Genomic DNA, 14,268 nt, shown 5'->3' on the forward strand with positions numbered 1-14,268 from the left:
TGCCCGGGGGGCGGTGCGGGAGGGGGGCTGGGCTCGCGCCGCTCGACCGGCCGAAGGCGGCCGCTGTCCGCCGCCCGCGGCGCCGCGACGGGGGCGGCCTCGGAGAAGCCGGCCGCGATGACCGTGACCTTGACCTCGTCGCCGAGCGCGTCGTCGATGACCGCGCCGAAGATGATGTTCGCGTCCTGGTCGGCAGCTTGGGCGATGATCTCGGCCGCCTCGTTCACCTCGTGCAGCCCGAGGTCGCTGCCCCCCGCGATGGTGAGAAGCACGCCGCGGGCGCCCTCGATCGACGCCTCGAGCAGCGGCGAGCTGATGGCCATGCGGGCGGCCTCGACCGCACGGTCGTCCCCGCGTGCCTTGCCGATGCCCATGAGGGCGCTGCCCGCGTCGCGCATGACCGTCGACACGTCGGCGAAGTCGGTGTTGATGAGGCCCGGGGTCGTGATGAGGTCGGTGATGCCCTGCACGCCCTGCAGGAGCACGTCGTCGGCGAGGCGGAACGCCTGCAGGACCGATGTCTCCTTGTCGGAGATCTCGAGCAAGCGGTCGTTCGGGATGATGATGAGGGTGTCGACGGCCTCGCGCAGGTTGTCGATCCCCTTCTCCGCCTGGACGGCCCGTCGGCGTCCCTCGAAGCTGAAGGGCCGGGTGACCACGCCGATGGTGAGCGCCCCGAGGCCCTTCGCGACCTCGGCGAGCACGGGGGCGCCACCCGTGCCGGTCCCGCCCCCCTCCCCGGCGGTGACGAACACCATGTCGGCGCCCTTCAGCACCTCCTCGATCTCGTCGCGGTGCTCCTCGGCGGCCTTGCGGCCGATCTCCGGGTCGCTGCCGGCGCCGAGGCCCCGGGTGAGCTCTCGACCGACGTCGAGCTTCACGTCGGCGTCGGACATGAGCAGCGCCTGGGCGTCGGTGTTCACCGCGATGAACTCCACCCCCTTGAGGCCTGCTTCGATCATCCGGTTCACGGCGTTCACGCCGCCGCCACCGATGCCGACGACTTTGATGACCGCGAGGTAGTTCTGCGGTGCCGCCACGGGCTTCCCTTTCCCTCAAGTTCACCCTTATCTGACCATTTTCGCTGGTCAGGGGGCCATGCCGACGGCCCCGCGTGCTCCGCGGGGCCTTACCCTCACCCTTCAGTCGAGGGTGAGTCTTATGTAAACCTCATGTGACGGTCGAACCATACGTGGCCTGACCGTGGGCGTCAAGCGTGCCGTGCGGTGTTTTCTCGGCGCGACACCGCGGTCTCGCCAACCGTCGGCCGTCATGCGGCAGGCGGTCCTGGGGGACCGTCACGCTGCGCCGTCGACCGGCACGATCACGGGGTTGTCGGGGGCCCTCACGTCGATCTCGGCCACGCCGAGCCGGCGCTCCCCTCCCGTGCCTGGTTCGCGGCGACCCGCCTGCACTCGAGCCTGCTCGAGGAGCAGGAGCACCGAGCGGGCTTTCGCCTCCACGTCCTCCGCCGCGCCGAAGCGCACGACGACGCCGCCGCGAAGGCGCAGGCGCAGGTCCCGCGCGCTCGGAGCCTCGTATCGCTCGATCACCGCACGCAGGTCGACCGGGAGACGCGCCCGCGCGTCGAGGGCGTTGCGGAGCGCCGCGTCACGCACCTCACCACCCACCCCCGGCACGACGGAGTGGGGAGCGAGGACCTCCGGCAGGCCGGGTCGGCTTCCGCCGGCGACGACGACGCCCCCTGCGTCGACGAGCCAGGCGGCGTCGGGCAGCCGGATCACCATGACGGGCTGACGCACCACGACGCGCACCTCCACCGTCGACGGCGGCAGCCGGCGCGCCCCTGCGGTGTGGACCCACGGAAGCGCCTCGACCCGGTCGGCGGCGTCCCGCAGGTCCGCGGCGAGCAGGTTGTCCCCCGGCCGCAGGCCCGCCTCCTCGCGGACGGCCGCCTGCGCCTCGCCGGCCACGCCGAGGACGCGCACCTCGGCGATCGCGAACAGCGGGGAGCGGGCGACGGCGACCGCAGCGACGGCGAGTAGCAGCAGTCCGACGACGCTGAGGGTAACCCGGCGGCGACGGCGCAGCCGTTGACGCACCACCTGCGCCCGGCGGGCACGAATCCGCGCGTCCATCGGCGGCAGCTGCCGCCGCGGCCGGCGCGTGGCCGGTCTGACGGTCACTTCTGGCCCCTAACGCTCCGCTGCCTGAGGGGCACCTGGCCCCTAACGCTCCGCTGCCTGAGGGTCACGGCGCCTCCGATGCCGCGCCGTCGAAGCCGACGAGCACCACTTCGGGATGCAGGACGACGCCATGACGCTCCGCGACGGCGTCGCGCACGTCGCGGAGCACGGCATGGACGTCGGATGCGGCGGCGCCGGGTTCGGTCGTGATGAAGTTGGCGTGCACGGGGCTCACCTGCGCACCGCCCACGCGATAGCCCTTCATGCCTGCCGCGTCGATCAGCCGGCCCGCCGAGTCGCCCTCGGGGTTGGCGAACACACTGCCGCACGAGGGGACGTTGACCGGCTGGTGCTCCCGCCGCCAGCGCCGCATCTCCGCCATGTCGCGGCGCAGGCTCCCCGCGTCGGACGGGCGAAGGGCCAGGCAGGCGCGGACGACGACCGCGTCGCCGGGAAGGTCGGTGTGGCGGTAGCGCATGGCGAGGTCCGTCGCGGTCCACCGCTCGACCGCGCCGCCCCGCGCGAGGCGCGCGACATCCGCCCAGGCGAGCACCTCGGCCATCTCGCCCCCGTGCGCGCCGGCGTTCATGCGGACGGCTCCTCCGAGACTGCCGGGAATCGCGACCCCGAAGGCAAGGCCGGCCAGGCCGGCGGCCGCAACCGTGGTCGCCAGGGCGGGCATCCGCTCGGCCGCGCCGGCGACGACCCGTTCCCCCGCGACCTCCACGCCCCGGAAGCCGCGTCCGAGCGTCACGGCGACGCCCGGCCACCCCGCGTCCGCGACGAGGAGGTTGCTGCCCCGCCCGAGGACCATCCACGGACGCTGCAGTTCGCTGCAGATCTCCGCCACCGCGGCGATGTCGGCGGGGGTCTCGGCGCGCACGAGCGCGGCGGCGGGACCCCCGACCTTGATGGTGGTGTGCGCGGCGAGCGGCTCGGCAGGCAGCACCGCACCGCCGACCCGTTCGCGCAGGCGGCGAACGAGGACCGCGTCGGCTGCGGCGTCAGGCACGCCGGCCCTCGAGGCGACGCAGCAGCACCGGCCCGAGCTCGGTGATGTCCCCGGCGCCGAGGGTGAGGACAAGATCGCCCTCTCGCACGACGCCCGTGACCGCCTCGACGAGGTCGCCGCCCGAGGGGACGAAGGACGTCGCCACCCCGGCGGCGCGTGCCGCCTCCGCGACGATCAAGCCGGTGACCCCCGGGACGGGCGCTTCGCCCGCCGGGTAGACGTCGGTGACGACGGCCACGTCCGCACCGCGCAGCGCGGCGCCGAGCTCGCGCCCCAGTGCGGCGGTCCGTGAGTAGCGGTGCGGCTGGAACACCGCGACGACGCGGCCGGCGGGCGCGGTCTGCCGCGCGGCGGCGAGCGTGGCGGCCAGCTCGGTCGGGTGATGACCGTAGTCGTCGACGACGGTGACCCCGCCCGCCTCGCCGAGCCGCTGGAAGCGCCGCTGCGCCCCCGCGAAGGCCGCGAGCGCCGCACGGATGGCCTCGACCGGAGCGCCGGCCCAGCGCGCGGCCGCCGCTGCCCCGGTCGCGTTCGCGACGTTGTGGCGTCCCGGCAGGCGCACGCTGAACTCCCCGAGGTCCTCTCCCCGCTCGACGAGGCGGAAGCGGGAGCCGTGCCGGGAAAGCGTCACGTCGACGATGCGCAGGCGCGCGTCGGGAACCTCCCCGTAGGTCCACACCGGCTCCGCGGCGGCGTCGAGCAGCGCCCGCGCGCCCGCGTCGTCGATGCAGAGCACCGCGGGACCGCTGCGCCCGCCCCCCGGTGCCGTTGGCCTGCGGTCGAGGAAGTGCCGGAACGCGCGCTGCACCTCGGCGAGGTCGGCGTAGTGGTCGTGGTGGTCGAGCTCGACGTTCGTCACCACGGCCGCGTCGGCGGTGAGCCACGCGAACGAGTTGTAGGCCTCGTCGGCCTCGGCCACGAAGATGCCGCCGCTGCCGTGGTGTGCGCTCGTCCCCGCCTCCGCGAGCACGCCGCCGATCGCGAAGGACGGGTCGAGTCCTGCCGCCTGCAGGCACACCGTCGTCATGGCGGTGGTCGTCGTCTTGCCGTGCGTGCCGGAGACGAGCACCCGCCGCTGACCGCTCATGAGCGCGTCGAGCAGCTCGGCGCGACGAAGGACGGGCAGCCCGAGCTCGTTGGCCCGCCGGAGCTCGGGGTTGTCGGCCGGCACGGCCGTGGACACGGCGACGACGTCGGCGCCCTCCACGAGCGCGGCGTCGTGACCCACGGAGATGGCCGCCCCCATGGCCGACAGGGCCGCGCACGTCCGGCCGCCGCGCAGGTCGCTGCCGCTCACGGGGTGACCACGCTCGAGGAGGATGTGCGCGAGCGCGCTCATGCCGGCGCCCCCGACCCCGACGAGGTGCACGCGGGCTCCGGCGGGTACGGCGTCGGGGTCGGTCACGGTCGGCCTTCTCGGCCCGCGCGGGTCCGGCGTGCCGCCCGCGCGACCAGGCGGGCGACCCGCTCGGCGGCGTCGGGGCGCCCGAGCGCCTTCGCGGCCGCCCCCGCCTCGCGGCGAGCGGCGTCGTCGTTCAGCCAGGGCTCGCTCATGCCGACGAGCGACTTCGGCGCGAGCCACCCGTCGGGCAGCAGCTTCGCAGCGCCGGCGTCCGCGAGGGCACGCGCGTTCGCGGTCTGGTGGTCGTCGGTCGCGTGGGGGTAGGGCACGAGCACGCTCGGCAGGCCGAGGACGGTCAGCTCGGCGATGGTCGACGCGCCGGCGCGGCACGCGACGACGTCGGCGGCGGCATAGGCGGTCTCCATAGCGGCGATGAACCCGTGACAGCGGACGAGCGGCACCTCGCCGTCGTGCGCGGCGAGCGCGGTCTCCCACCCGGCGCGGACGCGCTCGTGGTCGGCGCGGCCCGCGGCGTGGAGGATCTGCAGGTGACCCGGCTCGCTCCAGTGCGCGAGGCTGCCGAGGACGGCGTCGTTGAGCTTACGCGCCCCCTGGCTGCCGCCGAAGACGAGCAGCGTGCGCCGATCTGGCTCGAGGTCGAAGGCCGCCAGGGCGTCGGGCCTCGTCGCCGCCCGGTCGAAGTCCCCGAACCCCGGCCGGACGGGGTTGCCGGTGAGCACGACGCGGTCGCGGTCCCTGAAGCGCTCCTCGGTGCCGGGCACGCTGACCGCGACCGCCTCGGCCCACTGGGCGGCCAGCCGGTTGGCCAGGCCGGGGACGGCGTTCTGCTCGTGGACGACGAGGGGGGTGCGGGTGCGCCGGGCGGCGAGCGTGAGTGGCACCGAGACGTAGCCCCCGAAGACGCACGCCGCGGCGATGTCGCGCTCCGCGATGAGCCCGGTCACCCGTCGGGTCGCGCGCACGAGGACGAGCGGCAGCCGCAGGGTCGCCGGCGACAGCTTGCGCGAAAGCGGTCGGGCCTCGACCTCGTGCAGCGTCCAGCCGGCGTCGGGCACGAGGCGCGACTCGAGTCCGCGCGCCGTGCCGACGAACTCGACGTCGAGGCCGGCGTCGCGCAGCGCCGAGGCGACGGCCAGCGAGGGGAACACGTGCCCGCCGGTGCCGCCCCCGGCGACGAGCACCCGCGGAGGGGTCGGCTGCTCCCCCGCGCTCATGGTGTCGCCGCCCGGCAGGGGTGCCCGCGTGGGACGGCGTGGCGGGCGATCGACAGGAGGATGCCGAGGGCAAGCATCGTGAACACGAGCGAGGACCCACCGAAGCTGATGAGGGGAAGGGTGACGCCGGTCACCGGCAGCAGGCCGACGACCGAACCCATGTTCATGCCGCCCTGGAGGACGACCCACCCCGTGATCGCCGTGGCGACGAGCCGCCCGAAGGGGTCAGGGGCGAGCCGGGCGGTGCGGACGCCGACGACGGCGATGACGGTGAACAGCAGCAGCACGAAGAGGGCGCCGAGCATCCCGAGCTCCTCCCCGATGATGGCGAAGATGAAGTCGGTATGGGCGTTCGGCACGTACAGCCACTGCCCGCGCCCCTGCCCGAGGCCGCGTCCGAGCACCCCGCCCGACCCCAGGGCGATGTAGCCCTGCACGGTCTGGTACCCGAGGTCGCCGGGGTAGGCCATCGGGTCCAGCCACGCGAGGATCCTCGCGCGCCGGAAGTCGGTCGTCGCGATGGCGATGACGGCGAACACCGCCCCGGCGCCGGCGCCAGCCGCGATGATCCGGCCCGGCAGGCCCGCGGCGAACAGGACGAGACCGCCGATCGCGAGGAGAAGGCCAGCGGTCTCGAGGTCGGGCTGGCCCATGACGAGGGCCGAGATGACGACGAGCAGCGGGACGGCGGGTGCGAGGAGCGCGCGCAGGTCCCCGGCGCGCAGGCGCGGCCACCTGCGGGCCAGGACGTGTGCGAGGTAGAGCGGCACGACGAGCTTCAGCAGCTCGGTGGGCTGGAAGGTCATCGGTCCCAGGTCGATCCAGCGGCGCGCCCCGTGCGCCATGACCCCCACCCCGGGAATCAGGACGACGACGGCGGCGAGCAGGCTCGCCACGAGCAGCGGCGGGGCGAGCGGGCGCCACAGGCGGTAGTCGGTGAGCGCCGCCGCGGCCATGAGCGGCAACCCGACGAGGCACGCGAGCAGCTGGCGCTGAAAGATGCTGAAGGCGTCGCCGGTCTCCGCCGTGGACTGCACGAAGGAGGAGGAGAACGTCATGACGAGCCCGACGACGAGCAGGATCGCGACGGTGCCGGCGAGCACGACGAACTCGCGGGTGGCCGCTCCGGCGGGGCGCACCCGTCGGCGATCCGTCGCCGGGACGCGGCCGACGCCGGGTTCAGCGGCCACCGGCGCCCTCCTTCGCCGGGTGCGGGGAGGCGACGGCGGCGACGGCGTCACGGAACGCCTGGCCGCGCTCGGCGTAGTCGCGGAACTGGTCCATGGACGCGCAGGCAGGCGCGAGGAGCACCGTGTCGCCCGCACGGGCGCGCGCGGCGGCCTCTCGGACCGCCCGCCCGAGCGTGCCCGCCTCGACGGTCGGAACGCCGAGGCGGCGGGTCAAGGCGGCGATCTCCGGTCCGCTGCGCCCCACGGTGACCGCGACGCGGACCCGCTCACGCACGACCGCGGCGAGGTCCGCGAAGTCGAGGCCCTTGCCGAGCCCCCCGGCGATCCAGACGACCGACGGCGAGCCCGGGGCGCCGAAGCTGCGCAGGGCCGCCGCGGCGGCGTGCGGGTTCGTGGCCTTCGAGTCGTTCACGTAGGCGACCTCCGCGAGGGTGGCGACCTGCTCGAGGCGGTGCGGGCCCGGTCGTTGGCTCGTGAGGGGGCCGGCCAACCCCGCGGGGTCGGCGCCGGCGCACACGGCGGCCGCGACGGCGGCGACGGCGTTCGCGACGTTGTGCGGCCCGCGGGCGGGCAGCGCGTCGACGGCCACGACCTCGGTGTCGACACCGAGGCGGCTCACGATGACGCCTCCGGCCACGCCCACCTCGCCGGGACCGGGCGGCGCGCTCGTCGCGGCGGCGACGCCTGCGGGCGGGGGATGGGCGGCTGCGGCGGCCCGGGCCCCGGCGTCGTCGACGCCGACAACGGCCCAGTCCCGCCCGTCCGGGCCCGGCGCCCCCTCGGGCCGCTGGTTGGCCCACACGCGCGCCTTCGCCGCGGTGTAGTCGTCGAGGGTGCCGTGCCAGTCGAGGTGGTCGGGTGCGACGTTCAGCAGGACGCCGACGTCGGCGCGCAGCCGATCGGTGAAGCGGAGCTGGAAGCTCGAGAGCTCGGCGACCGCGAGAGCGGGCGCGTCGGCGCCGGTGAGCAGGTCGCACAGCGGCGTGCCGATGTTGCCGCCGACGGGCGCGCGCAGGCACGCCGCGACGAGCTCGGTCGTGGTGGTCTTGCCGTTCGTGCCGGTGACCGCGACGAGACGCGTGCGCCCGCTGTTCAGCCGCCAGGCGAGCTCCGGCTCGCTCCACACGCGCTGACCCCCCGCCGTCGCCGCCGCGAGGATGGGGTTGCCGGGTGCGACACCGGGGCTCGTGACGACCAGACCGGCGCCGGCGAGGGTCGCCGCGTCGGTCACGCCGGGTCGGGCGTCGACGCCCGCGGCGCGCAGCGCGGCCGCCCGCTCCCGCACCGCCGGCGTGTCGCGCGTGTCGACCACGAGGAGGTCGCCGACGTCGGCGGCTGCCAGGGCGCGGGCGGCCGCCGTGCCCGACAGGCCGAGGCCGAGAACGATCACGCGGACGCCCTCGACGCCGGCCCCCTCGCGGTCGAGGCCGCCGCGCGGCTCGGCGGTCATCCGATCGCCCCCGGCCGGGTGAGGTAGTCGGCGTAGAACAGCCCGAGGCCGAACGCCACCGACAGGCCCGCGATGATCCAGAAGCGGACGATGACGGTGACCTCCTGCCAGCCGACGAGCTCGAAGTGGTGGTGCAGCGGCGCCATGCGGAACACCCGCCGCCCGAAGAGGCGGAAGCTCGCCACCTGGAGGATGACGCTCAAGGTCTCTATGACGAACAGGCCGGCCACGAGGATGAGCAGCAGCTCGGTCTCGGTCATCACCGCGAGGGCGGCGAGCATCCCGCCGATGGCCAGCGAGCCGGTGTCCCCCATGAAGATGCGCGCGGGAGGGGCGTTCCACCACAGGAACCCGAGCGCCGCCCCCGTCGTCGCCGCGGCGGCGATGGCGAGCGCCTGCGCGTGCAGGACGGCCTCGTGGCTGTACTGGGGCTCGTTGCGGAAGATCCAGAAGGCGATGACGGTGTAGGCGCCGAAGATCGCCGCGCTGGTCCCGGCGGCGAGGCCGTCGAGCCCGTCGGTGAGGTTCACGGCGTTCGACGTGGCGGCGAGGATGATGAAGCACCAGATGACGAACAGCCGCCCGAAGTCCAGATCGGTGGGGCCGATGAACGACAGGCGGGTGGACGTCTCGGCGACGTACTCCGCGCCGAAGGCGAACACCACCGCGACGACCGCCTGGCCGCCGAACTTCGCGGTCTTCGTCAGGCCGAGGCTGCGGTTGCGGCGGATCTTGATGTAGTCGTCGAGGAACCCGACCGCGCCCATGCCGGCGAACACGGCGATCGCGAGGAACCCGCCCGCCGAGTAGCGCGGACCGAGCAGCAGCGTCGCGGCGAAGTAGCCGAGGATCGCCGACAGGATCATCGCGGTCCCGCCCATGGTCGGCGTCCCCCGCTTGGCGTGATGGGCCTGGGGCCCGTCGTCGCGGATGAGCTGACCGTAGCCGCGACGGCGGAAGAAGCGGATGACGAGCGGGGTCCCGACCAGCGAGAGGAGCAGCGCGACGCTCGCGGCGACCAGGATGGCTCTCACGACGCGTGGCCCCCGGCCGGCGGCCCGTCGCCGGCGGCGCGCAGATGGTCGGCGACGCCCTCGAGCCCGACGGAGCGGCTGGCTTTCACGAGCACGACGTCGCCGGGGCGCAGCCGCCCCTCCAGGAGGCCGACCACCCCGTCGGGGTCCGCGGCGGTGAGGAGCGCGTCCTCGCCGTACGCGCCCTCCGCCGCCGCGCCGGCGCGGATCGCCGCCGCCGCCTCGCCGACGACGACGAGGCCGTCCACGCCGAGCCGTGCGGCGAGCCGACCGATCTCCTCGTGCGCCGCGTCGCTGCCCGGTCCGAGCTCCGCCATGTGGCCGAGCACCGCCCACCGCCGCCCGTCGGTCGTGATGCTCGCGAGCGTGGCGAGCGCGGCCCTCGTCGACGAAGGGTTCGCGTTGTACGCGTCGTTGAGGATGACGAGGCCGTCAGGGGTGCGCAGCAGCTCCGACCGCCAGCGCGACACCGTCGCGGACTCGACGGCCGCTGCGGCCGCGCCGAGGTCGACGCCGACCGCGTCGGCGACGACGAGGGCCGCGAGCGCGTTGCCGATGTTGTGCTCGCCGGGCAGGGCGAGGCGCACCCGGCGCCCGCGGACGCTGAACGCCGGGCGTGCGAGCTCGTCGAGGGTCACGTCGTCGGCCCGCCAGTCCGCGTCGGCTCCCCTGCCGTAGGTGAGGACCCGGCCCGCCACGGCGCCGGCCATGGCGGCGACGCGGGGGTCGTCGGCGTTGAGGACGGCGAGGCCGTCGGGGCCCAGTGCCTGCACGAGCTCCGCCTTCGCGCGGGCGACGGTGTCGAGGTCGCCGAGGGTGGCCAGGTGCGAGGCGCCGACGGTCGTGACGACGGCGATGTCCGGCGCGAGGATCGTCGCGAGGCGCGCGATGTGGCCCACCCCGCGCGTGGCGACCTCGGCCACGAGCACCTCGGTGTCGGCCTCGAGGCGGCAGCAGGTCAGCGGCACGCCGAGCTCGTTGTTGTACGAGCCGGGGTTGGCCACCGTCCGCCTGCCGGCGCCGACCGCCGCGGCGACGAGGTCCTTGGTGGTCGTCTTGCCGCTCGAGCCGGTGATCGCGACGACGGTCGGGTCGATGGTGTCGCGGACCCACGCCCCGAGGCCGAGCAGCGCGTCGGCGGGGTCGTCGACGACGACGGCGCCGGGGTGCGCGGCCGGCGGGCGGCGGGCCTCGAACAGGTAGCCGGTCGCGCCGCGGCCGACGGCGTCGTCGAGGAAGTCGTGGCCGTCGGCGCGCTCGCCGCGCAGCGGGACGAACAGCGACCCCGGTCGCGCGCCACGCGAGTCGATCGTCACCTCGTCGACCGTGCGCGCCGCGTCGGCGTCGTCGGCGAGGTCGCCGCCGACGACGTCGGCGAGCGCGGCGAGCTCCATGCGGATCACGGGCAGACCACCCCGCCTTCGAGCAGCGCCCGGGCGACCGCGCGGTCGTCGAAGTCCACCGTGGCGTCGGCGAGCTCCTGGTAGGTCTCGTGACCCTTGCCCGCGATGACGACGATGTCGCCGGGTCGCGCCTCCGCGAGCGCGAGGGCGATGGCGGCCCGGCGCGACGGCTCGACGGCGTACGCGCCGCCTGCTCCCCGGGTCGCGCCGGCGACCATCGCGTCGATGATCGCCAGGGGGTCCTCGCTGCGCGGGTTGTCGCTCGTCAGCACGGCGAGGTCGGCGCCCTCGACCGCGGCTTGTCCCATGAGGGGGCGCTTGCCGCGGTCGCGCTCACCGCCGCACCCCACGACGACGAGCACCCGGCCCCGCTGGTCCCCTTCGTCGGCGAGCCCGCGCGCCGCCCGCAGCACGTTCTCCAGGGAGTCCGGCGTGTGCGCGTAGTCCACGAGCACGGTGAACGGCTGGCCGGCCTCCACCCGTTCCATGCGGCCCGGCACGCCCCGCAGGGCGGCGACACCGGCGGCGGCGGTCTCGAGGTCGATGCCCATCACGTCGGCGGCGGCGAGCGCGACGAGGGCGTTGGCGACGTTGAAGTGCCCCGCCAGCGCGGTGCGCACCGCAACCAGCCGACCACGCACGACCGCCGTGAGACGCGAACCCCAAGGCCCGGAGACGACGTCGCGGGCGGTGACGTCGGCGTCGGCGCCCGAGCCGACACGCACGACGGCGAGGTCGACCTGGCCGGCGAGGCGGCGGCCGAACGGGTCGTCGACGTTCACGACGGCCGCCGGTGCGAAGCGGCGGGTGAACAGCCGCGCCTTCGCCGCGAAGTAGTCCTCGATGTCGGCGTGGAAGTCGAGGTGGTCCTGGGTGAGGTTGGTGAAGGTCGTCACGGCGAAGCGCGTGCCGGTGACGCGCCCGAGGGCCAGACCGTGGCTCGACACCTCCATGGCCGCCGCGCTGACCCCGCGGTCGACCATGCGCCGCAGGAGGCGCTGAAGGTCCGGCGCCTCCGGCGTCGTGCGCGCGCCGGGGACGACCTGCCCGGCGATGCGGGTCTCCACGGTCCCGAGGACCCCGGTGGTGTGCCCCGCGGCGGCGAACACCGACTCGAGCAGGTAGGTGACGGTGGTCTTGCCGTTCGTGCCGGTCACGCCCGCGAGCGCCAGCGCCGCCGAGGGGTGGCCGTGGATTGTGGCCGCGACGTCGCCGAGCACGTCGGCAACCGACGACACCCGCAGCTGGGGGACGTCGAGGGCGAGGGTGCGCTCGACGAGCAGGGCAGGGCTGCCCGCGGCGACCGCGGCGGGCGCGAACTCGTGACCGTCCGCGCGCCGGCCTGGACGGCAGGCGAACAGCACCCGGGGACCCGCCTCCCTGCTGTCGTGGGTGACGTCGGCTACGGCGAGGTGCCCGCCGTCGCCGCCGGGGGCGTGCAGGACGGCCTCCGGCGGCAGCACGGCGAGCAGGTCGGCCAGCGTCGTGCGCTCACGGCGGCGGGGCGTCGGCGGCATCGCTAGGCAGGATACGCAGCACCCGGTCGGCCGCCCGCCAGGCGCCCCGGTCCCCTGGACAGCGACACGCATGCGTCTCAGGGACCCGTGGCCCGGCCGGGACCCACGGCCACGACGTCGTCCGCGGGGTAGGGCTCGGAGGCGGGGACGCGGCGGTGCGCGAGCGCGAACCGGGTGATCTCGCTGAACGCCGGGGCTGCCACTGCCCCGCCCGAGAAGACGTCGGCGGGCTCGTCGATGAGCACAGCGACGACGAGCGCGGGGTCGTCGGCCGGCGCGAAGCCGGCGAAGCTCGCGACGTACTTGCCCTCGGCGTAGCCGCGCCGCGTCTGCGACGGCTTCTGCGCCGTGCCGGTCTTGCCGGCGACGCGGTAACCGGGGATCCTCGCGAGCCCCCCCGTCGCGTGCTCGCCCTCGACGGCGCCGACGAGCATCCCGGTGAGGGCCGCGGCCGTCTGGGGCGACACGATTCGCTCGCGCTCCCCCGCCCGCGAGGGCCGCAGCCGCCCGTCCGCCCCGACGGTCCCCCGCACGACCGAGGGCTGCACCCGCTCCCCCCCGCTTGCGATCGTCTCGAGCACCCCCGCGACCTGCAGGAGGGTCGTCGACACGCCCTGGCCGATGGCGATCGTCGGCAGGCTCGTCGCCCACCAGTCCTCGACGCGGGGCAGCAGCCCGGAGGCCTCCCCGGGGAAGCCGAGGCCGGTGGCCTCGGCGTACCCGAAGGCGCGCAGGTAGCCGTAGAGGCGCTCCGGGCCGACGCGTTCGGAGAGCTTGATCGTGCCCACGTTGGAGGACCGGGCGATGATCTGCGGCAGGGTGAGCGCCCAGGGTTCGTGGGGGCTCGAGTCACGGAAGCGCTTCGCGCCGACCTGGTAGTGGTCGGGGACGGAGAACACCTCGTCCATCCGCACGACGCCCTCCTCGACCGCCGCCGCGGCGGTGATGATCTTGCTCACGCTGCCGGGCTCGTAGACGTCGGTGACGACGCGGTTGCTGCGCTCGTACGCGCCGGCCTGTCCGATGCGCTCGGGGGTGAACCCCGGCACCGACGCCATGGCGAGGACCTCGCCGGTCGGGACGTCGACCACGACGGCCGCCGCCCCCTTCGCGTCGTGCTCGCTGACCGCCTCGGCGAGCACGCGCTCCGCGGTGTGCTGGATCTGGCGGTCGATGGTGAGCACGAGATCGGTCCCGGCGACCGCCGGCTGCACCTCCCGGGGTGCAGCGCTGATGACGAGCCCCCCCGGGGCGCGCTCCAACCGCAGCGCGCCGGGCCGTCCGGCGAGTACGTCGTCGTACTGCGCCTCGAGACCCGACAGGCCGACGTTGTCGACGCCGGCGAAGCCGACGAGCTGTGCGGCGAGCCCCCCCGCGGGATAGGAGCGGGTCGGCTCGGTGAGGATGCCGACGCCGGGCAGGCGCAGCGCCGCGACCTGCTCGCCGACCTCGCGCGGGAGCTGGCGGGCGAGGTAGGTGAACGACACGTCGCGGCTGAGGGCGTCCGTGACCGCCTCCACGGGTCGGTCGAGCAGTGGCGCGAGCTCGGCCGCCACCCCCCGGGGGTCGACGTCGTTCTCCCGGAGCACCCGCGGGTCGGCGTAGACGGTCGCGGCGGCCAGGGACAGCGCGAGTGGCTGCCCGTCGCGGTCGTAGAGCTTGCCGCGGGTGGCCGGGAGGTCGATCTGCCGCTGCGTCTGGCGGTCGGCGAGCTCGGCGAAGTCCGCGGCGTCGAGGACCTGCACGCGCAGGAGACGAGCCCCGACGGCGGCGGTCAGGACGAGGTAGAGCACGAGCAGCAGGGCGAGGCGCCGCCCGCTGCGCGCCCGCCTGAGCGCGCGGGCCATGCTCCGCACCCAGGGAGCCTGGCCGCGGGCCCGGCGGGGCGGAGGGCGCCGGCGGGACCGTGGCCAGGCTCCCTGGGTGCGGAGCATGGCC

11 protein-coding genes are annotated in these 14,268 nt (G+C 75.3%); all 11 read right to left on the reverse strand.

The window, feature by feature from the left end:
- Positions 1-1,040, reverse strand: a 1,040-nt coding sequence (gene ftsZ, locus VM324_12855; GenBank protein ID HVM00174.1) for a cell division protein FtsZ, incomplete at its 3' end; no start/stop codon positions are given.
- Positions 1,041-1,298: 258 nt separating this feature from the next.
- Entirely contained in the window at positions 1,299-2,147 is an 849-nt protein-coding gene (locus VM324_12860) for an FtsQ-type POTRA domain-containing protein (protein ID HVM00175.1), read from the reverse strand.
- Between the two features lie 64 nt (positions 2,148-2,211).
- Complete coding sequence (gene murB, locus VM324_12865) at positions 2,212-3,159, reverse strand: UDP-N-acetylmuramate dehydrogenase (GenBank protein HVM00176.1); 948 nt, start codon at positions 3,157-3,159, stop codon at positions 2,212-2,214.
- Positions 3,152-4,564, reverse strand: coding sequence for a UDP-N-acetylmuramate--L-alanine ligase (gene murC, locus VM324_12870; GenBank protein HVM00177.1), 1,413 nt, complete (start codon positions 4,562-4,564; stop codon positions 3,152-3,154). Before murC ends, murB begins: the two co-directional genes overlap by 8 nt.
- Positions 4,561-5,736 (reverse strand): undecaprenyldiphospho-muramoylpentapeptide beta-N-acetylglucosaminyltransferase, encoded by a 1,176-nt coding sequence (murG, locus tag VM324_12875; protein HVM00178.1) that lies wholly within the window; start codon positions 5,734-5,736, stop codon positions 4,561-4,563. The genes murC and murG overlap by 4 nt, the downstream gene beginning before the upstream one ends.
- A complete protein-coding gene (ftsW, locus tag VM324_12880) occupies positions 5,733-6,926 on the reverse strand; it encodes a putative lipid II flippase FtsW (protein ID HVM00179.1) in 1,194 nt (397 codons plus the stop codon). Before ftsW ends, murG begins: the two co-directional genes overlap by 4 nt.
- Positions 6,916-8,376 carry a UDP-N-acetylmuramoyl-L-alanine--D-glutamate ligase gene (gene murD / locus VM324_12885; GenBank protein ID HVM00180.1) on the reverse strand — a complete coding sequence of 487 codons (1,461 nt, stop codon included), beginning with the start codon at positions 8,374-8,376 and terminating at the stop codon, positions 6,916-6,918. The genes ftsW and murD overlap by 11 nt, the downstream gene beginning before the upstream one ends.
- Positions 8,373-9,410 (reverse strand): phospho-N-acetylmuramoyl-pentapeptide-transferase, encoded by a 1,038-nt coding sequence (mraY, locus tag VM324_12890; GenBank protein ID HVM00181.1) that lies wholly within the window; start codon positions 9,408-9,410, stop codon positions 8,373-8,375. The genes murD and mraY overlap by 4 nt, the downstream gene beginning before the upstream one ends.
- Positions 9,407-10,804 carry a UDP-N-acetylmuramoyl-tripeptide--D-alanyl-D-alanine ligase gene (murF, locus tag VM324_12895; GenBank protein HVM00182.1) on the reverse strand — a complete coding sequence of 466 codons (1,398 nt, stop codon included), beginning with the start codon at positions 10,802-10,804 and terminating at the stop codon, positions 9,407-9,409. Before murF ends, mraY begins: the two co-directional genes overlap by 4 nt.
- Positions 10,805-10,809: 5 nt before the next feature.
- Complete coding sequence (locus VM324_12900; GenBank protein HVM00183.1) at positions 10,810-12,330, reverse strand: UDP-N-acetylmuramoyl-L-alanyl-D-glutamate--2,6-diaminopimelate ligase; 1,521 nt, start codon at positions 12,328-12,330, stop codon at positions 10,810-10,812.
- Between the two features lie 77 nt (positions 12,331-12,407).
- On the reverse strand, positions 12,408-14,177 hold the full coding sequence (locus VM324_12905; GenBank protein HVM00184.1) for a penicillin-binding protein 2: 1,770 nt from the start codon (positions 14,175-14,177) through the stop codon (positions 12,408-12,410).
- Between the last annotated feature and the right edge of the window lie 91 nt (positions 14,178-14,268).

Source organism: Egibacteraceae bacterium (assembly GCA_035540635.1).
In the GTDB taxonomy this organism is placed as follows: Bacteria; Actinomycetota; Nitriliruptoria; order Euzebyales; family Egibacteraceae; genus DATLGH01.